15 protein-coding genes and 1 riboswitch are annotated in these 19,998 nt (G+C 42.4%); all 15 genes read right to left on the reverse strand.

Going from position 1 to position 19,998, the window contains the following annotated elements; translation table 11 throughout:
* Nucleotide 1: 1 nt before the first annotated feature.
* Complete coding sequence (locus tag DXC04_RS06190; protein WP_118660439.1) at nucleotides 2–853, reverse strand: bifunctional 5,10-methylenetetrahydrofolate dehydrogenase/5,10-methenyltetrahydrofolate cyclohydrolase; 852 nt, start codon at nucleotides 851–853, stop codon at nucleotides 2–4.
* A gap of 16 nt (nucleotides 854–869) precedes the next feature.
* Nucleotides 870–1,496 carry a cyclodeaminase/cyclohydrolase family protein gene (locus tag DXC04_RS06195; RefSeq protein WP_117537412.1) on the reverse strand — a complete coding sequence of 209 codons (627 nt, stop codon included), beginning with the start codon at nucleotides 1,494–1,496 and terminating at the stop codon, nucleotides 870–872.
* Between the two features lie 155 nt (nucleotides 1,497–1,651).
* Nucleotides 1,652–3,055, reverse strand: a complete 1,404-nt coding sequence (gene lpdA, locus DXC04_RS06200; RefSeq protein ID WP_118660441.1) for a dihydrolipoyl dehydrogenase — start codon at nucleotides 3,053–3,055, stop codon at nucleotides 1,652–1,654.
* A gap of 25 nt (nucleotides 3,056–3,080) precedes the next feature.
* Nucleotides 3,081–4,079, reverse strand: a complete 999-nt coding sequence (locus DXC04_RS06205; protein WP_118660443.1) for a lipoate--protein ligase — start codon at nucleotides 4,077–4,079, stop codon at nucleotides 3,081–3,083.
* Nucleotides 4,080–4,103: 24 nt separating this feature from the next.
* Nucleotides 4,104–5,534, reverse strand: a complete 1,431-nt coding sequence (gcvPB, locus tag DXC04_RS06210) for an aminomethyl-transferring glycine dehydrogenase subunit GcvPB (RefSeq protein ID WP_118660445.1) — start codon at nucleotides 5,532–5,534, stop codon at nucleotides 4,104–4,106.
* A 3-nt stretch (nucleotides 5,535–5,537) separates the two neighbouring features.
* Nucleotides 5,538–6,848, reverse strand: coding sequence for an aminomethyl-transferring glycine dehydrogenase subunit GcvPA (gene gcvPA / locus DXC04_RS06215; protein ID WP_118660447.1), 1,311 nt, complete (start codon nucleotides 6,846–6,848; stop codon nucleotides 5,538–5,540).
* A 37-nt stretch (nucleotides 6,849–6,885) separates the two neighbouring features.
* A complete protein-coding gene (gene gcvH, locus DXC04_RS06220; RefSeq protein ID WP_021859963.1) occupies nucleotides 6,886–7,266 on the reverse strand; it encodes a glycine cleavage system protein GcvH in 381 nt (126 codons plus the stop codon).
* Between the two features lie 86 nt (nucleotides 7,267–7,352).
* Complete coding sequence (gene gcvT / locus DXC04_RS06225; protein ID WP_118660449.1) at nucleotides 7,353–8,441, reverse strand: glycine cleavage system aminomethyltransferase GcvT; 1,089 nt, start codon at nucleotides 8,439–8,441, stop codon at nucleotides 7,353–7,355.
* A gap of 141 nt (nucleotides 8,442–8,582) precedes the next feature.
* Nucleotides 8,583–8,678, reverse strand: a riboswitch (glycine riboswitch).
* A gap of 237 nt (nucleotides 8,679–8,915) precedes the next feature.
* The gene (gene alaS / locus DXC04_RS06230; protein WP_118660451.1) at nucleotides 8,916–11,555 is read right to left on the reverse strand and encodes an alanine--tRNA ligase; all 2,640 of its coding nucleotides are present in this window, start codon (nucleotides 11,553–11,555) and stop codon (nucleotides 8,916–8,918) included.
* An 89-nt stretch (nucleotides 11,556–11,644) separates the two neighbouring features.
* Complete coding sequence (locus DXC04_RS06235; protein WP_021859966.1) at nucleotides 11,645–13,156, reverse strand: 4Fe-4S dicluster domain-containing protein; 1,512 nt, start codon at nucleotides 13,154–13,156, stop codon at nucleotides 11,645–11,647.
* A 114-nt stretch (nucleotides 13,157–13,270) separates the two neighbouring features.
* On the reverse strand, nucleotides 13,271–14,278 hold the full coding sequence (gene asnA / locus DXC04_RS06240; protein ID WP_118288539.1) for an aspartate--ammonia ligase: 1,008 nt from the start codon (nucleotides 14,276–14,278) through the stop codon (nucleotides 13,271–13,273).
* 64 nt (nucleotides 14,279–14,342) lie between these two features.
* Complete coding sequence (locus DXC04_RS06245; protein WP_118660453.1) at nucleotides 14,343–16,742, reverse strand: homocysteine S-methyltransferase family protein; 2,400 nt, start codon at nucleotides 16,740–16,742, stop codon at nucleotides 14,343–14,345.
* Nucleotides 16,743–16,768: 26 nt separating this feature from the next.
* Entirely contained in the window at nucleotides 16,769–17,416 is a 648-nt protein-coding gene (locus tag DXC04_RS06250) for a vitamin B12 dependent-methionine synthase activation domain-containing protein (RefSeq protein ID WP_118288541.1), read from the reverse strand.
* 12 nt (nucleotides 17,417–17,428) lie between these two features.
* On the reverse strand, nucleotides 17,429–18,301 hold the full coding sequence (gene metF, locus DXC04_RS06255) for a methylenetetrahydrofolate reductase [NAD(P)H] (protein ID WP_118288542.1): 873 nt from the start codon (nucleotides 18,299–18,301) through the stop codon (nucleotides 17,429–17,431).
* Nucleotides 18,302–18,533: 232 nt separating this feature from the next.
* Complete coding sequence (gene glgA, locus DXC04_RS06260) at nucleotides 18,534–19,970, reverse strand: glycogen synthase GlgA (protein WP_118660455.1); 1,437 nt, start codon at nucleotides 19,968–19,970, stop codon at nucleotides 18,534–18,536.
* Nucleotides 19,971–19,998: the final 28 nt, after the last annotated feature.

A 19,998-nucleotide genomic window follows, 5' to 3' on the forward strand; every position in this document is an offset into this window, starting at 1 on the left:
TTCATTCTATTCTGTTTTTTGCACTTCTTACAACGTGGCTTGCAAGCACGGACGTTGTTACACTGCCCACTCCTTTTGGAACCGGGCTGATATAAGAAGCCTTCTCCTTTATCTTCTCATAATCTACATCACCGCACATATTACCGTTTTCGTCAATGTTAATTCCTACATCCACCACAACAGCTCCTTCTTTTATCATATCTGCAGTAATAAATTTTGCTTTTCCTGCACAGGCAACGACAATATCTGCGTTCCTACATTCTTCTTTCAGATCTTTTGTTCTTGTATGACATACCGTGATCGTTGCATGATTTTTTAACATCATCATAGCCAATGGTTTTCCAACCACCATACTGCGCCCCACGATCGTCGCTTTCTTTCCTGTCAGATCTATGTGGAAATGACGAAGCATCTCCATAACAGCCTGTGCTGTGCATGGTGCATATCCTTCAGTCTCACCTAAAAATACTCTCGCACTGTTGAACGGACTCATGCAGTCCACATCCTTCTCCGGATGTATCATAAGCTTCACCGGTTCTTCATCCAGGCCTTCCGGCAATGGACGGAATAATAAAATTCCATCTACTTTCGGATCGTCATTTACTTCTGCAAATACGCGTTCGAAATTCTCCTGTGAAATTGTCTTCGGAAGTTCTACAACCTTACAGTCAATTCCTACCATTTCCATACGTTTTTTTGCGCTTCTTTCATACGCAAGGTCATCTCCTCTGGCGCCAACACGGATGATCGCAAGGCATGGATGGATTCCTTTTCCTTTTAACAGTTCCACATCCCGAATCAGCTCTTCCTTCATGGTCTTCGCAACTTCTGTTCCAAGCATTACTGTACTCATAGCCTTCTCCTCCGTATTAACTTTTAAGCTGGACACAGACACCGGCATAAATTCTTTCTTTGTATGCCTGCCCCTCTGCAATAAGCCGGTTTGCAGTTTCATTCAGTTCGCAGGCACGTTCCGCGTTCTTCATCAGACCTGTATTGATAAATACATTCAGTGAAGCACCCTCCAGTGCCGCCTGCGCAAACAGGATTCCAACACCGACATCACTGATCGCGATGCGGCTGCCCTTCTCTCCCAGTATCTCCAGAAGTTTCATGGATTCCAGAACTGTTTTCATGATCTCCATCGGAGTCAGACTTGCCTCGTACAAAGCCTGCTCCAGGATCCGCTCTTTCTCCGCCTTCTCCTCCGGCGTATTCTTCGGAAGTCCATATGCTTTTGACAATGGTTCAAATGCTTTTGCATCCTCGTCTGTAAGCACAATAAGACGATCTCTGATCTTCTCTAATCTTCCACATATCTCGATCATTTCTGCTTCTACATCCGCATACTTTTTCTTTCCGACTGTCAGATTGGCAACCATCATGCCAAGTGCAGCCCCAAAAGCACCAACAGCGGCGGAAGCTCCTCCGCCGCCCGGAACGGGTGCAGAAGAAGAAAGAACATTCAAAAATTCTGTTGTTTTCTTCTCCAGCATCATCCTTCATTCCTCCTGCCTTTTTATGCATTTTCCCAATAGCCGGAAGACGATATTGGAAATTCAGCTTTCGGCACTTTTTTCATTATATTTTAAAGTGCTGTCTGTTGCAACTAAATTTCTTCTATTTGGATGAATTTCTGTTAATTTTTATCTTATTTTTTCTTTTTTGGTGCAATATGGATTGCTCCACCTTCCAACTCTTCCAGTGCCTCCCCAATACCTTCATTGTAAGTCGGATGTGCGCGCATTCCTTTTAACAGCTGCGCTACTGTCATTTTATTTGCAACTGCTGTTGCGATCTCGCCGATCATATCTGTTGCACGTGCACACATCATCTGTGCTCCAAGAACAACATCTGTCTCTTCTTTTGCAACAATTTTAATAAAACTTCTCTCTTCTTTTGTGATTAATGATTTTCCGTTGGCGCTCATAATGAACTTACCTGTTTTTACCGGAATTTCCGCTGCCTTCGCATCATCCTCTGTTATACCTACCGAAGCAATCTCTGGCTCTGTATATACACAGCCCGGCACAACTGACAAATCAATGGATGGATCTTTTCCGTTCAAATATTCGATCACAACCACCCCCTGTGCACTTGCTGTATGTGCTAACTGCATTCCCTTGATCAGATCACCGATCGCATATACTCCCGGGATGCTGGTCTTGAAATGTTCATCTACAACAATTCTACCTCTTTCCATCTCCGGCACAGCATCTTCCGCAAACAATCCTTCTGTATTTGGAATACGTCCGACTGCGCAGAGAACATACTGGGCAGATGCTTCACATTCTTTCTCCTTTTCGGTATATTTGCAAACGTATGCGCCGTCTCTTTCCTCTACGGACTGTACGCCGGCAGATGTATGCACATCAATACCTCTCTTTTTCAGCAACATCTTAAGACTCTGTGAAATCTCTTTGTCCATATTCGGTACAAGTCTTGGCATTGCCTCAAGAATCGTTACTTTACATCCGAGTGCTGAAAATGCAGTTGCGAACTCGACACTGATAACTCCACCGCCAATAATTACGAGACTTTCCGGCATTTCTTCCAGCTTGAATAATTCATCACTGGATAATACCCCCTTAAGATCCATTCCAGGAAGTGGAAGCATAAATGGTTTACTTCCTGCTGCAAGAATAATATTTCTAGCTTCAAGTACCTGTATTTCTTCCCCTTCCACCTGTACTCTATGACTTCCAAGCAATGTTCCGTGTCCGGATACAAGTGTTACTCCGTTCGCTTTTAAGAGCTGCTCGATGCCCTGAACAAGCTGATCGGTTGTTCCCTGTTTGTATTCCAGAATCTTACTGTAATTAAAAGAAACATCGGATGCCGACACACCAAATTTTTCTGCTTCCTTCATCTCTCTGTACAGAGAGGATGCATGAATCATTGCTTTTGCCGGAATACAGCCGCGGTTCAGGCATGTCCCTCCAACACGGACATTCTCTACCAGCGCAACCTGCATGCCTTCTTTTGCTGCCTTGATCGCAGCCACATAGCCACCCGGTCCTCCTCCGACAACAATTACATCAAATTTATCACTCATGTTCTCGATCTCCTCTACAATCTGATTACCATTCGACGGTTTTTAACCAGGCAATAATGTCTTTCATCATTTGGTTTTCACCGTCATCTTCCGACCAGTACAGCCCAAGTTCTGTACAAATATTATCTTTTTTATACTTGATTCCCTTTAAATATTTTGGAATTTCTTCTGCTATTGCCGGCTTTAACGCATCTGTATACACAATAATATCTGCAATCCTACCTTCCTGCACACATATATCCAGTGATATCTGTCCCCAGTTAAACCGATGTGTAAGTGTCTCGTTAAACGGAATTTTACGCCCAAACTTCCAGTTCCATGAACCCAGACGTTCTGTAATATTATTAACCTCAGCCGGTTCTAATTTTTCCATTGACAGCACTTCAGCCTGCCCGCCATATACTTCTTCGAATGCTTCTCTGAGCGCTTCTTTCATGCGGTCCACTGTAATATCCGGAACCAGCTCTTTTATATTCACTACCCTGGATTTTACAGAATTTACACCTTTGGACTGTAATTTTTCTTTGGATACTGTCAAATATTTTGACATCTCATCCAGTTTTACATCCAACATGATTGTTCCATGATGATAGCAACGTGAACCTTCTTTGTAAAATGCATTTCCGGAAAATTTTCTTCCATTAATTAGAATATCATTTCTTCCGGATTTTTCAGTACAGACACCGAACTTTGCTACCGCTTTTTGAATAACTTCAAGCTGTCTGTCTACATTATAATTTTCTTCATTTACAAGGAAAGTAAAATTCAGATTACCAAGATCATGATAGACTGCGCCGCCGCCGGATAATCTTCTTGCCAGATATCCACCTTCATTTTCCAGCTTCTCTGTCAGACATTCTGCCCATGCATTCTGATTCCGGCCGATCACAACCGTATGCTGATTCTGCCACAGATATAAGATACATTCTTCTTTTTGACAGTGGAAGAAAAGATATTCTTCCACTGCCAGGTTTTTATAAGGATTATACTGCTCGCTCTCAATATATGTTAACTTATTAACCACTTTATTATTCTCCTGCCATTCTAATTAGTCTTCAAACTGATATCTAAGAATCGGATGTCTTGCTGCTCCTACTTCATCCATTCTTGTTACTGGTGTTGTCATCGGAGCATTATGAAGACTCTCTGCATCCTCACCGGCAGTCTCATACAATTTGCGGAATACTGCAATCGCCTCATCCATTGTCTCTTTAGACTCTGTCTCTGTAGGCTCAACCATTAATGCTTCGTCCACGATCAGAGGGAAATACATTGTCGGTGGATGGATTTCGAAGTCGAGAAGTCCTTTTGCAATATCCATTGCTGATACACCTGTCTGTTTTTTCAGATCTGCAAGACTCATAACAAATTCATGCATGCACACTTCATCATAAGCCATTGTATAGAGATCTTTTAATTTATTCATCATATAATTAGCGTTCAGAACTGCATTCTTGCTTGCTTCCGGAATTCCTTCTTTTCCAAGTGTCATAACATAAGCCAGGGCACGTACTACAACAAGGAAATTTCCATAAAAGTTCTTCATCTCACCAATACTGTTTTTTTCTTTTACAGCAACCAGTTTGTCTTCACCTTCTACAAGAATCGATGGAAGGAATGGAACAAGGAATTCCTTGCATCCTACCGGTCCACTTCCCGGGCCGCCTCCACCGTGCGGAGTTGAGAATGTCTTATGAAGATTCAGATGAATAACATCAAATCCCATATCTCCAGGTCTTACTGTTCCCATAACTGCATTTAAGTTTGCTCCGTCATAGTAGCAGAGTCCGCCACAGTCATGAATAATCTTTGTAATCTCAAGAATATTCTTATCAAACAGACCTACTGTATTCGGGTTTGTAAGCATAAGCCCGGCTACATCATCGCCTGCAATTTCTTTTAATTTTTCAATATCTACGCATCCATCCGGTCCTGAAGGAACACTCACTACTGAAAATCCTGCCATTGCAGCACTTGCCGGGTTCGTTCCGTGTGCAGAATCAGGAACGATAATCTTTTTACGTTTTTCATCTCCGTGGCTTTTATGATATGCTTTGATCAGAAGAAGTCCTGTAAACTCTCCATGCGCACCTGCTGCCGGTTGGAAAGTCATACGCTTCATTCCGGCGATCTCGCACAGATAGGATTCCAGTGTTTTTAATACTTCCAGACATCCCTGCACAGTCTCTGTCGGCTGTAACGGATGAATATCTGTAAATCCTTCCAATCCTGCTGCCACTTCATTAACTCTCGGATTATATTTCATAGTACAGGATCCCAATGGATAGAATCCATCGTTCACACCATGTGATTTCTTTGCCAGTTCTGTGTAATGTCTGCTAAGCTCGCCCTCTGAAAGCTCCGGCAGATGTAATTTCACTTCTCTTTTATCTTTTGCATCTAAAGTAACGACTGGTACATCGCACTCCGGAAGGTTCTGGCATTTCCTTCCTGTTTTGCTTTTTTCAAAAATCAGCATCCACTACACCTCCTTTAAGATCGATACTGCTTTGTCGATCTCTTCTTTTGTGTTCATCTCTGTACAGCACCAGAGAATCCGCTTGTCATCCAGTGGATATCCACCAAGGATGTCTTCGTCTTCCAGTGCCTTCAGTACTTTTTCAGAAGGTGTATCTGATACAGTTACAAATTCATGGAAGAAATTCTGTTTGTTTTCCACCTTAAATCCTGCTCCCGCAAGTTTCTCTGCCATGTAATGTGCTTTGGACATGCTCTGCTCGGCTGCTTTTGTCACACCTTCATTTCCCATGCAGGAAAGATATACACCAACAGCAAGTGCACAAAGTGCCTGGTTTGAACAGATGTTGCTGGATGCTTTCTCACGACGGATATGCTGCTCTCTTGCCTGTAATGTCAGAACATAGCCTTTCTTTCCGTTGTGATCTTCTGTCTCTCCGACAACTCGTCCAGGAAGCTTTCTCATCGTACTTTCCACGCATGTCATGAAGCCGAGATATGGTCCGCCAAATGCAATTGGAAGTCCGAGTGGCTGTCCGTCGCCAACTGCAACATCTGCGCCATACTCTCTTGGTGTCTTCAGTGCTCCAAGAGAAATCGGATTCACACTCATAACGTATTTAGCGCCTGCCTCGTGTGCCACTTCGCCGATTGTCTGTGCATCTTCCAAACTTCCATAATAATTTGGATGCTGGATCAGCACACATGCTGCCTGTTTATCAATATGTTCTTTCAGATAAGCAATATCTGTCACTCCGTCTTTTTCCGGAATTACTTCGATTTCTAATTCGTTACCGAAGCAATATGTTTTAATAACTTCTAACACACTTGGCATTACTGTTGCTGAAACAAATGCTTTCTTACGTTTTCTGTCAGCACACATTGCAACCGCCTCTGCTGCTGCCGTAGCTCCGTCATAAACAGATGCATTGGATACATCCATTCCTGTAAGATCCGCTATCATTGTCTGATACTCAAAAATGGATTGCAGAATTCCCTGACTGATTTCTGCCTGATACGGTGTATATGCAGTCTGTAAATTTTCTTTTGAAATGACATTGTTTACCATAGTCGGAATATAGTGTCTGTATGCGCCTGCACCACGGAAGATTGTCGGAAATACTTTATTTTTCTTTGCGATTCCTTTCATCTTTTTCAGAACTTCCATCTCTGACATTCCTTCCGGAATATCTAAGCCGCCCTGGATCTTAACCTGCTCCGGGATGTGGCGGAATAAATCATCGATGCTCTCATATCCGATTTCATTCAGCATCGCTTTTCGCTCATCTAATGTGTTTGGAACATAACTACCCATGTTCTTTATCCACCGCCTTTCTTCACATTCTTATGTATTAAGCCTCTTCGCTTTCTACAAATGCTTTGTATGCGTCAGCATCTAACAGTTCTTCTGTCTCTTTTACTTCACCAACTTTTACAAACCATGCATCATAAGGTGCTTCGTTGATAGATTCCGGAGCATCTAACAGTTCTTCGTTGATCTCTGTTACAACACCTGAAACCGGTGAGAATACATCAGATACTGCTTTTACAGACTCAACATCTGCGAATGCTTCTCCGACTGTTACTTCATCTCCAACTTCCGGAAGGTTTATAAATACAAGATCTCCTAATTCAGACTGTGCATAATCTGTTAATCCGATCACGCTTACGTCTCCATCCTCTTTTATCCACTCGTGTGATTTTGAATACTTTAATTCTGCTCTTAATTCCATTGTTTTAATCTCCTTTTCTTTTATGATATAATATGCCCCTGTTTGTGATACCCTCGGTTTCAGACCTTTTCCTGGCATCCTTATATTTATTTTGCTCTCTTATAAAACGGAAGTGCTACAACTTCTACATCAACCATACGTCCTCTGACATCTACCTGTAATTTTGTTCCTACATCTGTATAGTCAGTTTCCAGTAATGCCATTCCGACAGCCTTGTCAATGAAAGGACCTTTTGTACCGGATGTTGTATGTCCGATCACTTTGCCGTCTGCATATACATCCTGATGTTCACGGATGATTCCTCTTCCAATAACTTCCAGACCTACTCTCTTTCTCGTTAGTTCTGCATGTTCTTCCAGAGCTTTCTTACCGATGAAGTCATCTTTTTTCATCTTCACTGCGAATCCAAGTCCTGTCTCCAGCGGTGAAACATCATCATCCATCTCGTGACCGTAAAGTGGCATTGCTGCTTCCATGCGAAGTGTATCTCTTGCTCCAAGACCACACGGGATAAGTCCTTCTTCTTTTCCATTTTCAAGAAGTGTATCCCACATCTTCTCTGCATACTCGCTTGGCAGATATAATTCTACTCCATCCTCACCTGTGTATCCTGTCTTGGAAATGATACATGGGATTCCGGCTACTTCTGTGTCGAATACTGCATGGTAGTATTTCTGAGGAATGTTCTCTTCTGCTGTCAGCTTTCTTAAGATATCCATTGCTTTTGGTCCCTGCAGTGCAAGTTGTGCATACTGAGCAGATACGTCTGTAAATTTGACTTCTCCAAACTGATGATTTAACATCCACTGATAATCTTTATCTTTGTTTGCTGCATTGACAACAATAAAGTAATGATCATCGGAATGTTTGTAAACAATCAGATCGTCTACTGTTCCGCCATGTTCATTACACATCGGACTGTATCTTGCCTGTCCATCCACCATATTGTCAAAGTTATTTGTCAGTATCATCTGGATATTTGCAAGTGCATCCTTTCCTTCGCATAAAACTTCTCCCATATGAGATACATCAAATAGTCCTGCCTGAGTACGAACAGCCATATGTTCTTTGATTACACCTGCTTCATACTGTACCGGAAGAAGGTAACCTCCAAATGGTACGATCTTACCTCCTGCCTTCACATGTGCATCATAGAGTGGCGTTTTTAATTCCATGATAAAAATCCTCCTTTTTTCTCATCATGAACTGCTCTGTCAGCGGGTCTTGTTCCGTTAAAAGTTTGTCGGAGCAAAAAAATAAGAGACATGTCCTATTTCAGGACTTCCTGCCTCCCTGTCTGCTTTCTTTCAGAGCTTCGTCCGAACCCAATTCTTCTGCCTGAGAGTTTCGAATTACTTCTTGCCCCTTCGGCGCTATTACTTATTGCTAATAATCTCTCTTAGGTTCATCACCCGATCACTTTTCTTTTATTTTGACAGGCTTATTGTAACAGTCCTTAAATTATCTGTCAATAATTGTTTATTTTTTAACTTTTCTGTTATTTATAGGCAATTGCAACAGTCATTATAGTTATTATCTATAAAAAAGAAAGATACATTTTCACTTTTTTGTAGAAAATGTATCTTTCTTTATTTTCATTGTATTTTATTGTACTATTATCTGCGTATTTTCATACTTCTAAAGTGCACTTATGCAAGCTGTTCAGCCAGTACTTCTTTCGCTTTTGTGAGTGCATCATTCATGCCTTCCGGCTTCTTGCCCCCAGCTTGGGCCATATTCGGGCGGCCACCACCACCTCCTCCAACGCATGATGCACAAGCCTTGATCAGATTACCTGCATGTGCGCCTTTATCAATTGCTCCTTTGGTAGCCATAGCCATCAGGCTGACTTTACCATCTGTAGCCGATACAAGCACGACAACACCTTCGCCAAGCTTGTCTTTTAACTGGTCACCAAGATCACGGAGTCCGTTCATATCCACGCCTTCTACCTTTGCGGCGAGCAGTTTCACACCGACAACTTCTGTCACCTGATTCATCACATCACCTATAGCATCTTTGGCAAGCTTGCCCTTCAGGCTCTCCACTTCGCTCTTCAATGCCTTATTCTCAGCCTGCAGATGACTGATCTTCTCTTCCATATTATCCGGAGTTGTCTTCAACATCTTCGCAGCTTCGTGAAGCTTCTGCTCCTGTTCCTCGTAATATTCCATCAGTCCTTTGGAAGTCAGTGCTTCAATACGGCGCACACCGGCTGCGACACCGGACTCGGAAAGGATCTTAAATGCCATGATATCACCGGTATTTGCCACATGTGTACCACCACAGAACTCAATAGAGAAATCTCCCATGCTGACAACACGTACAATATCTCCGTATTTTTCACCAAACAGAGCCGCTGCTCCTGTCTTTTTTGCTTCCTCGATCGGCATGTTGCGCACAACAACCGGAAGATGATTACGAATTTCTCTGTTGACGATTGCCTCTACTTCTTTGAGCTGTTCTTCTGTCATAGCAGAAAAATGCGTAAAGTCAAAACGAAGTCTGTTCGCATTGTTCAGAGATCCAGCCTGTTCTACATGTGTTCCAAGCACCATGCGGAGTGCTTTCTGTAACAGATGTGTTGCACTGTGGTTATTTGCAGCAAGTGCACGGTTTTCACGATCAACCTCCATTGTCACTTTATCACCGAATTTGATCATGCCTTTTGTCACATGACCGACATGTCCGAATTTGCCACCGAGAAGTTTTACAACATCTTCTACTACAAATTCACCGTCTGCACTGCGGATCACACCTTTATCAGCTTCCTGTCCACCGCTTGTTGCGTAGAACGGAGTCTTCGCTACAATGACCGTTCCCTTTTCTCCGTCAGAGAGTGCATCTACAATCTCTTCTTCATTTGTAAGTGCTGTAACTTCTGACTCTGCTTCCATATTGTCATATCCGACAAATTCTGTTGTCAGTTCCGGATCAAGCGCATCATAAACGCTTGCGTCTGTACCACTGTAACTGTGTGTTCCAAAAGTTCCTTCGGACTTCGCGCGCTGTTCTTTCTGTGCTTTTTCAAAGCCTTCTTTATCATATGTCAGTCCCTTTTCCTCCAGGATCTCACTTGTCAGATCCACCGGGAATCCATAAGTATCATAAAGCTTGAATGCATTCTCTCCGGAAAGTACGGTTGTACCTTCTGCTTTCATATCTGCTTCCATGTCAGCAAGAATAGACAGTCCCTGATCGATCGTCTTGTTAAACTGCGCTTCTTCTTTTGCAATGACATTGAAAATAAAGTCTTTTTTCTCTTCCAGTTCCGGATATCCATCCTTGGAACCATCGATAACAGTCTGTGCCAGTTCTACGAGGAATGCTCTCTCAATGCCAAGCAGTCGTCCATGACGGCAGGCACGACGCAACAGACGCCGCAGCACATAACCTCTTCCACTGTTGGACGGCATAATTCCGTCAGAGATCATAAACGTGACAGAACGGATATGATCCGTGATAACACGGAGAGAAACATCTGTCTCATCGCTTGTTCCATAAGATACACCTGTAATGCGGCATACATGGTCGCGCAGTGCTTTCATTGTATCGATATCAAACATAGAATCTACATTCTGCACAATACATGCAAGACGCTCCAGTCCCATACCGGTATCAATATTCTTCTGTTCAAGTTCTGTGTAGTTGTTGTGTCCGTCATTGTCAAACTGTGTAAATACGTTATTCCAGATTTCCATGTACCGATCACATTCACATCCTACTGTACAATCCGGACGTCCGCAACCATATTTCTCACCGCGGTCGTAATATACTTCTGAACATGGACCACAAGGACCTGAACCATGCTCCCAGAAGTTATCTTCCTTGCCAAACTTGAAGATTCTCTCCGGTGCAATCCCAATCTCTTCATTCCAGATCTTCCACGCTTCATCGTCCTCAAGATAAACAGATGGATACAGACGATCCGGATCAAGACCTACAACTTCTGTCAAAAACTCCCATGTCCAGTGAATTGCATCGTGTTTAAAATAATCTCCAAACGAAAAGTTACCAAGCATCTCGAAGAAAGTACCGTGTCTTGCAGTCTTTCCTACATTCTCGATATCTCCTGTACGGATACACTTCTGACAGGTTGTCACTCTCTTTCTTGGTGGAATCTCCTGTCCTGTAAAATATGGTTTTAACGGCGCCATACCGGAATTGATAAGCAACAGACTCTTGTCATTGTGCGGCACCAGTGAAAAGCTTTTCATAGCCAGATGTCCTTTACTTTCAAAAAATTCAAGGAACATTCTACGTAATTCATTTACTCCGTATTTTTGCATAATTTCCTCCTCCAAACTCACTATCTCCTAATTATAATAAGATACCCGCCGTTTGTCAACGACAGGCATCTTTGCACATTTCTTCTTTTTTACTTTAATTCAATCTCTGCCAATTCTTTTGGCGGAAGTTTTTTCGTGGATGCTTTTACAAATTCTTTGATATTCTTCTGCGCTTTCGGAACCGGAATATTTGTTCCTGCACCTGCCACGCATCCTCCTGGGCATCCCATTCCTTCGATCAGACATCCGTTCATGCGTCCTGCTTTTGCAAGAGCAAGCATCTTCTTACACTCAGCCAGTCCTTCCGCATGTTCGATATTTACTTCTACATCCGGATAATACTCATGGATACATTTCTCGATTGCCTCTGCAACGCCTCCTGCTACTGCATACCCTCTTCCTGCTCCGGTCGCATCATGGAAAGACGATTCTGCTTCATACTGTGTCAGGTCAATATTCTTAGCATCGAACATTGCCTGCAGTTCTTCAAATGTAATAACAAAATCCACATCACTTCGCACATCCCGGCGCATCGCTTCCAGCTTCTTTGCCGCACACGGTCCAATGAATACCACTTTGGCATTCGGATGCTTCTGCTTGATCGTACGTGCAGTCGCAACCATCGGCGTTAACTCCTGTGATACCTGATCAATGAGGTCCGGAAAATACTTCTTAGCAAGCATCGCCCATGACGGACAGCAAGATGTAAGAAGGAACGGCAGTTCTCCTGTCACAACTTTTTCCACATAATGATGCGCCTCCGCAACTGCACCAATATCTGCCCCAAGTGCAACTTCATAAAATTCCGAGAAACCAAGTTCCTTGAGTGCCGCTTTTAGATTTCTCGGCGTGATATTATCTCCAAACTGTCCTGCATATGCCGGAGCAATCTCGGCAACAATCTCTTCACCATCTTTCAGTGCATGCGCTAACTGGAAAATCTGCGATTTATCAGAAATCGCACCAAACGGACAGTTTACCATACACATTCCACAGGATACGCATTTATCATTGTTAATGTAAGCTCTTCCCATAGCATCTGACTCAATTGCTCCTACACCACATGCCATTTTGCAAGGTCTTGCCTTACAGGAGATTGCGTCATACGGACAGGCGGATTTGCATTTTCCACACTTGATGCATTTTTCCTGGTCAATGTGAGATTTACCATTTACCATGGAAATCGCACTCTTCGGACAGACTTCCATACACGGATGTGCCAGACAGCCCTTACACATATTGCTCACTTCATATCCACGTTCCTCACATGCTGCACACGCTGACGGTATGACCTGCATAAGCGGCGGCTCATAGTATTTATCCGAAATATTACTCGCCTCCACACCGGCAGTCAGATGAACCGGTTTGTTCTCCGGACGGAGTGACAATCCCATAGCAAGACGAAGACGCTCCCTGACAACTGCTCTGGCTCTGTAAATGCTGTCCCTGTAAACAGGGCTTTCTTCATTCACCATAGCATATGGAATTGCTTCCATGTCGTCACAAAGCGTCTCATCATTTGCCTCGAAGCCAAGTCTTGCAACTTCTTCGAATACTTTCCGTCTCAAACGTTTGACTGTCGTATCTAATCCTCTGATCATATTGACACATCCTCCTGATTCTCTTTCCTAATAGGATTTCTCATAAACTCCTTTAAGTATAAAAAATCGTTAATACAGTGTCAATATTCCCGCATGTACAGAATTAAATACAACTTACAGTAATACGATATTATGCTCTTTGCATGTCTTTTTCATTTCTTCCGGCCAGATACTTGCCTGAACCTCTCCGACATGGGCACGATCCAGAAGCAGCATACAAAGTCTTGACTGACCGATACCTCCACCGATCGTATACGGCAATTCTCCATTTAAAAGCATCTTATGATACGGCAGTTCTTTGCGTTCCTCGCATCCGGCTTTTTTTAGTTGTTCTGCAAGAGATTTCTCATCTACACGGATACCCATGCTGGAAATCTCCAGTGCACAGTTCAGATTTTCAAACCAAAATAGGATATCTCCATTTAACTGCCAGTCATCATAATCCGGTGCACGACCATCATGCGGCTCCCCGCTTGCCAGCTTGTCACCGATCTGCATAACAAATACACAACCGTATTCTTTCGTAATCAGATTTTCTCGTTCTTTTGGTGTCTTATCCGGATAACGATCTTCCAGCTCCTGAGAAGTGATAAACGTCACTCCGTCCGGCAGATGTTTCACTGCCTGTGGATACTTATACCATACTTCATGCTCCATATGTTTGATCACTTTGAAAATTGTACGCACGGTATCTTTTAATGTCTCAACTGTACGCTCTTCTTTTGTAATTACTTTCTCCCAGTCCCACTGGTCAACATAACAGGAATGAAGATTATCCAGTTCTTCATCGCGGCGGATTGCATTCATATTTGTATAAAGTCCTTCGCCTGGTTTGAAGCCATATTCATGAAGGGCCATACGTTTCCATTTTGCAAGAGACTGTACAACTTCTACTTCTTCTCCTTTAATCCCTGCAATATCAAACTGTACCGGACGCTCCACACCATTCAAATTGTCATTCAGTCCGCTCTTCTTCGTAACGAAAAGAGGCGCTGAAATTCTTTCCAGATTCATCTCTTTTCCAAATTCTTTCTGAAAGGTGTCGCGAATGTACTTGATTGCTTCCTGCGTCTCTCTTACCGAAAGATGAGGGTCATATTTTTCAGGTAATATTAATGCCATGTTTCTTCCTCCTAGTTGTGACTTGTTTTATGTTTGCTCTATTGTTATGAATCTTCTTATCTGTCTATTCCCGTCCGAATACTTTCTGTGCATAGTATACGGATTGCATTGCATCTTTTCCATAGAAATCTGCATGGATCTGGTCTGCATAATCCTGATTTAGGACTGCACCGCCTACCATAACTTTACAATCCGGCTTTTCTTTGTTGAGCTGTCTGATCGTTTCTTCCATGCTGACTACAGTTGTCGTCATAAGCGCACTTAATCCAACCAGTTTAATATCTTCTTTTACTGCTGTCTCAACAATCAATTCCGGCGGTACATCTTTTCCAAGATCCAGAACATCAAAGCTGTAATTTTCAAGAAGTACTTTCACGATATTCTTGCCTATATCGTGAATATCTCCTTTTACAGTTGCAAGAATGATCTTGTCTTTTTCCTCTTCTTCTGTGCCGCTCTTTGCCAGTTCATCCTTCAATACCGCAAATGCAATCTTAGCGGCATCTGCACTCATCAAAAGCTGCGGAAGGAATACCGTACCTTTTTCAAATCCTTTTCCAACTCCGTCTAAAGCCGGAATCATCTCCTCATTGATAATATCAAGCGGTGCCATCGTCTTTACAAGCTCATAGGCTGCATGATGCGCTTCTTCTTTTAAGCCTTTTTCAATTGCACTCTTGAGCGTAATCTGCGTATCTTTGGCAACAGGTTTGTCTGCCTTTACGCTTCCGTATTGTCTGATATATTCTTCACAGTTCTCATCATAATTCATCAATGCACAATAAGAATAGTATGAACGCATCATATCTTCTGACAGAGGATTGATAATTCCTGCACTCAGACCGTTCTGCATTGCCATTGTGTAGAAATTGGAATTGACTGCCGGGCGGTATGGAAGTCCGAATGAAATATTCGATACTCCAAGCACCGTACAGACTCCATATATCTCCCTGACTTTTCTCAGAGATTCCAATGTGATCCGGGCGCCTTCCGGTTCTGAACTGATCGTCATTGTAAGAACATCGACAACAATATCTTTCTTCGGGATGCCATATTTTGCTGCTTCTGTAATGATCTTTCCGGCAATCTCCACACGTTTTTCAACTGTTTGTGGAATCCCGTCTTCATCGATTGTCAGCGCTACTACTGCTCCGCCATACTTTTTGATCAGCGGGAATACCTGATCCATGGACTCCTGCTTTCCATTCACGGAGTTTACCATCGGTTTTCCGTTATAGATACGCATAGCGGCTTCCATTGCCTGCTGGTCAACTGTATCGATTTGAAGTGGCAGGCTTGTAATACTCTGCAGGTTCATGACAACTTCACACATCATCTCTACTTCATCAATATCCGGAAGTCCGACATTGACATCCAGGATATGTGCTCCATGATCCTGCTGGGAAATCGCTTCACGCAGAATATAATCCATGTCGTGATCTTTGAGCGCCTGTTTAAACTTTTTCTTACCGGTTGGATTGATACGCTCTCCGATGATCAGCGGCTTCTCACCTAAAAATGCTGCTTTTCCGTAGGAAGATACGATCGTTCTCTCACAAACTTCCGGCAGTTTTCTTCTGCTCCATGCATCGGATGCTTTCACGCTTGCAATCATCTGACGGATATGCTCCGGTGTTGTACCGCAACAGCCTCCGATCACAGCAGCTCCTTTCTCAACAATCTTTATCATATATTCGGAAAATTCTTCCGGATCTACATCATAATAAACTTCTCCGTCCTTCTGTTTCGGAAGTCCGGCGTTAGGCTTGACAATGACCGGAACGGAAGTATATTTTAAAATCTCATCAAGGATCGGCATCATCTGTTCCGGTCCCATACCACAGTTAATACCGAGTGCATCTACGCGGAGCCCTTCCAGCATCGCAACTACAGACGGAACATCTCCACCTGTGAGAAGTTTTCCTTTTTCATCAAAGATCATCGTTGCAAATACAGGTAGTGATGTATTCTCTTTTGCAGCCAGTATTGCCGCTTTCACCTCATAAGTATCGCTCATTGTCTCAATGTGGATCAGGTCTGCACCGGCTTTTTCTCCATAAATGGCAACTTCTTTAAATGCATTATAGGCATCCTCAAAGTCCAGATCTCCCATTGGTTTTAATAATTTACCGGTCGGTCCGATATCAAGTGCTGCATACACTTCTCTTCCATCCGTAACACCTTCTTCTGCCGCTTTCTTTAAATTTGCAACAGAAGCATTCACAATCGCTTCCAGTGAATACTGCGAATCGTGAAACTTCAATGCATTTGCGCCAAATGTATTACTCAGTACAATATCGCTTCCAGATTCATAATATTTTTTATGAATCTGAACCATTGTATCTGGATGCTCAATGCTCCATGTTTCCGGAAGTTCTCCCGGTTTTAATCCATTTTCCTGCAAAAGAGTTCCTGTTCCTCCATCAAAAAACAAAAGCTCTTTCCCCAGCCTGTCTAATAGCATATTCTTGCTCCTTTATCTTTGATTTTCTATGATTCTCTGCGATAAATGCAGTCCTTCTTTCCACAGACCTCGCAACCCTTCTGATGACAGTTCTCCTGCGTCGTACTAAGACCGATCAAAGCGGTTACTGATTTTGTCGGTGTGAGCATACTACTTTCTGTCATCGTCAGACCAATCTTCTTCGATGCCTCCATCAATGTTAAAATCTCTCTCTGGTGAAGAATGGAAAAATCACCGTATCCCGGGCTGAATCGCGGGCGCAGATACAAGTCCTGTTTTTCCATCTCTGTGCGTATCTCTTCCTGCCTCTCATCCAAATACTCTTCTAACAGTGCTGCTGCACACGCCTGCATTACAACAGCTTTTGCCATTTCCGTATAAGAATATCTCTTAATGAGATAGTCCACTTCAATCCCTAGTGTCCCGCACAGCAGAACGACCTGACGGCAGCCTTTCAGATTCTTTGAAAGATTCCTGCTATGTATTTCCATCATCTCTATCCGGATCGTATCTGTCTGCTTCCACTGAAGTTCAAATGTACGATATATGCTTCTCGGTTTCGCAGTTTCATCCAGTTCTCTAAACGCATCTGCCACCAATCCAAGCGTCTGTTCATCCGCTTCCTGTCTTCCATATCCAAGATAGCGGATTGCTTCTTTGGTTCTGTTATCCATTCACTATCACACCTATCCGTTTTTTACGATATCAGATAAATTGTGCATAATTGCTGTTGCTACTGCCGGATTATTCATAGAATATACATGCACATGATTGATTCCATTTGCAAACAGATCAATAATCTGATCGGTTGCATATGCAATACCGGCCTGCTGCATTGCTTTCGGATCTTCGCCGAAGCGATCCAGTACATCACGGAATCTCTGTGGCAGCACTGTTCCGGACATCTCACTGATTCTCTTCATCTGGTTGCCTTTTGTTACCGGCATAATTCCCGGCACAACCGGAACCGCAATTCCGATTTCACGGATTCTATATAAGAAATTATAGAAAATTGTATTATCAAAAAACATCTGTGTTGTAAGGAAATCCACACCGCAGTCTACTTTTTTCTTCAGATTATAAATGTCATCTTTCTTATGTTCTGCTTCCACATGACCTTCCGGATAGCATGCAGCTCCGATGCAGAAATCACCCTTGCTTTTGATCTCTTCAACCAGCTCATATGCATATCTGTAATGATTCGGAAGTGGAAATTCAGATTCCTTCGGAATATCCCCACGGAGTGCCAGAACATTTTCAATATTATTCTTCTTCAACTCGTCAATTACGCGTGCTACATGTTCTTTTGTAGAAGAAACGCATGTCAGATGCGCCAGACTGGTAAGTCCCAAGTCGTCCTTGATATGTGATGCAATATTTACCGTATTCTTGCTAGTTCCTCCACCTGCTCCATAAGTTACACTCATGTAAGATGGTTTTAATGCACCAATCTGATCCGTAGCAGATAATACACTTGCAAATCCGGCATCTGTCTTCGGTGGAAATACTTCAAAAGATATGTGTGGTGTCTTTTCTTTTAAAATGTCTTTAATCTTCATATAATCTCCTTTTCTTTCTATGTAAATATATAATTATTCCTATAAAAGCTTTATTATATACGATAAAACAAATTTGCATAAAATGCAAGAAAAACATCCTTCTCATTCATATTCATTCATATGAACAGAAAGGATGTTTTCTCTTTTTAATACATTATTATATAATATTGTGGTTAAAACTCATTCACTATGATACCTGTGAATGTTTCATGATCTATGCTCCTGCAAACTTCTACATGCTTTCATATAAGTCTTCATACTGTTTTGCAGAATTCTTCCATGAAAAGTCCCGTTTCATGCCACGTTCTACAATCTTATTCCAGTCTCTCTTCTTATCATAATAGATACGCTCTGCATAGCGGATTGTTCCAAGCATCTCATGTGCATTATAATTCATAAAGCTGAATCCAGTTCCTGTCTTTTCATATTCATTATATGCTTCTACAGTATCTTTCAGTCCTCCGGTCTCTCTTACGATCGGAACTGTTCCGTATCTTAAGCTCATAAGCTGACTCAGTCCGCATGGTTCAAAGAGTGACGGCATCAAGAATGCATCACAGGATGCATATACTTTATGCGACATCTCTTCGGAATAATAAATATTCGCAGATACTTTATCCGGATACTTCCATGCAAAATGACGGAACATATTCTCATACTGTTCTTCGCCAGTACCGAGTGCCACGATCTGCACAGCATCCTGACAGAGCTCGTCCATCACATATGCTACCAGGTCAAAGCCTTTCTGGTCAGTCAGTCTGGAAACAATACCGATCATCATCGTCTTATGGTTCTTCTCCAGATTCAGTTCTTCCTGAAGCGCTGTCTTGTTCTTGATTTTCTCTCTCCGGAAATTCGATACATCATAGTTCTTCACAATGCTTGGATCTGTCTTCGGATTATAATCCTCATAATCGATTCCGTTCACAATACCGGACAGACAGTTCGTTCTTGCATTCATCAGACCGTCCAGGCGTTCTCCATAGAATGGCATCTTAATCTCTTCTGCATAAGTATTGCTTACGGTTGTGATCCGATCTGCATAGACAATTCCACCTTTCAGATAATTGGCATCCTCATATGCTTCCAGCTTATCCGGTGCGAAATAATACTGCGGCAGTCCCGTGATGTCACGAATCCGCTTCGTATCCCATGTGCCCTGAAACTTCAGATTGTGAATGGTCATGATCGTCTTGATTCCTCTATACCACTCATTACCATAGCGGAAATTATCAAGGTATACCGGAACGAGTCCTGTCTGCCAGTCATGACAGTGAATGATATCCGGTCTGAAATCAATAAGCGGCAGTGCACTTAAAACTGCTTTTGAGAAGAATGCGAACTTCTCAACATCTGTATAGGTATCTCCATATGGTGCGAAACCATTAAAGTAATATTCGTTATCTATGAAATAAAAAAGGATTCCCTCATATTTCATCTGAAGAATTCCTACATATTGTTTTCTCCAGTTCAGATCCATATAAAAATGTGTGACGTATTCCATCTTCTCTTTCCATGTCTCTTTCATACACATGTACTTCGGTAACATAACACGTACATCATATTTATCTTTATCAAAATACTTTGGCAGTGATCCAACTACATCGGCTAATCCACCTGTCTTGATAAATGGTACTGACTCTGAAGCTACAAATAGTATTTTTTTCATATTGCTTCCCTTCCTCTCGATCCACGAT

The sequence above is a fragment of the Dorea sp. OM07-5 genome, from assembly GCF_003481355.1.
In the GTDB taxonomy this organism is placed as follows: domain Bacteria; phylum Bacillota; class Clostridia; order Lachnospirales; family Lachnospiraceae; genus Dorea_D; species Dorea_D hominis.

Bases quoted from the DNA above. Each gene is read 5' to 3' on its own strand.
- DXC04_RS06190 (WP_118660439.1), bottom strand. From the start codon at position 853: ATGAGTACAGTAATGCTTGGAACAGAAGTTGCGAAGACCATGAAGGAA.
- DXC04_RS06195 (WP_117537412.1), bottom strand. From the start codon at position 1,496: ATGCTGGAGAAGAAAACAACAGAATTTTTGAATGTTCTTTCTTCTTCT.
- lpdA (WP_118660441.1), bottom strand. From the start codon at position 3,055: ATGAGTGATAAATTTGATGTAATTGTTGTCGGAGGAGGACCGGGTGGC.
- gcvPB (WP_118660445.1), bottom strand. From the start codon at position 5,534: ATGCTGATTTTTGAAAAAAGCAAAACAGGAAGGAAATGCCAGAACCTT.
- gcvPA (WP_118660447.1), bottom strand. From the start codon at position 6,848: ATGGGTAGTTATGTTCCAAACACATTAGATGAGCGAAAAGCGATGCTG.
- gcvH (WP_021859963.1), bottom strand. From the start codon at position 7,266: ATGGAATTAAGAGCAGAATTAAAGTATTCAAAATCACACGAGTGGATA.
- gcvT (WP_118660449.1), bottom strand. From the start codon at position 8,441: ATGGAATTAAAAACGCCACTCTATGATGCACATGTGAAGGCAGGAGGT.
- alaS (WP_118660451.1), bottom strand. From the start codon at position 11,555: ATGCAAAAATACGGAGTAAATGAATTACGTAGAATGTTCCTTGAATTT.
- DXC04_RS06235 (WP_021859966.1), bottom strand. From the start codon at position 13,156: ATGATCAGAGGATTAGATACGACAGTCAAACGTTTGAGACGGAAAGTA.
- asnA (WP_118288539.1), bottom strand. From the start codon at position 14,278: ATGGCATTAATATTACCTGAAAAATATGACCCTCATCTTTCGGTAAGA.
- DXC04_RS06245 (WP_118660453.1), bottom strand. From the start codon at position 16,742: ATGCTATTAGACAGGCTGGGGAAAGAGCTTTTGTTTTTTGATGGAGGA.
- DXC04_RS06250 (WP_118288541.1), bottom strand. From the start codon at position 17,416: ATGGATAACAGAACCAAAGAAGCAATCCGCTATCTTGGATATGGAAGA.
- metF (WP_118288542.1), bottom strand. From the start codon at position 18,301: ATGAAGATTAAAGACATTTTAAAAGAAAAGACACCACACATATCTTTT.
- glgA (WP_118660455.1), bottom strand. From the start codon at position 19,970: ATGAAAAAAATACTATTTGTAGCTTCAGAGTCAGTACCATTTATCAAG.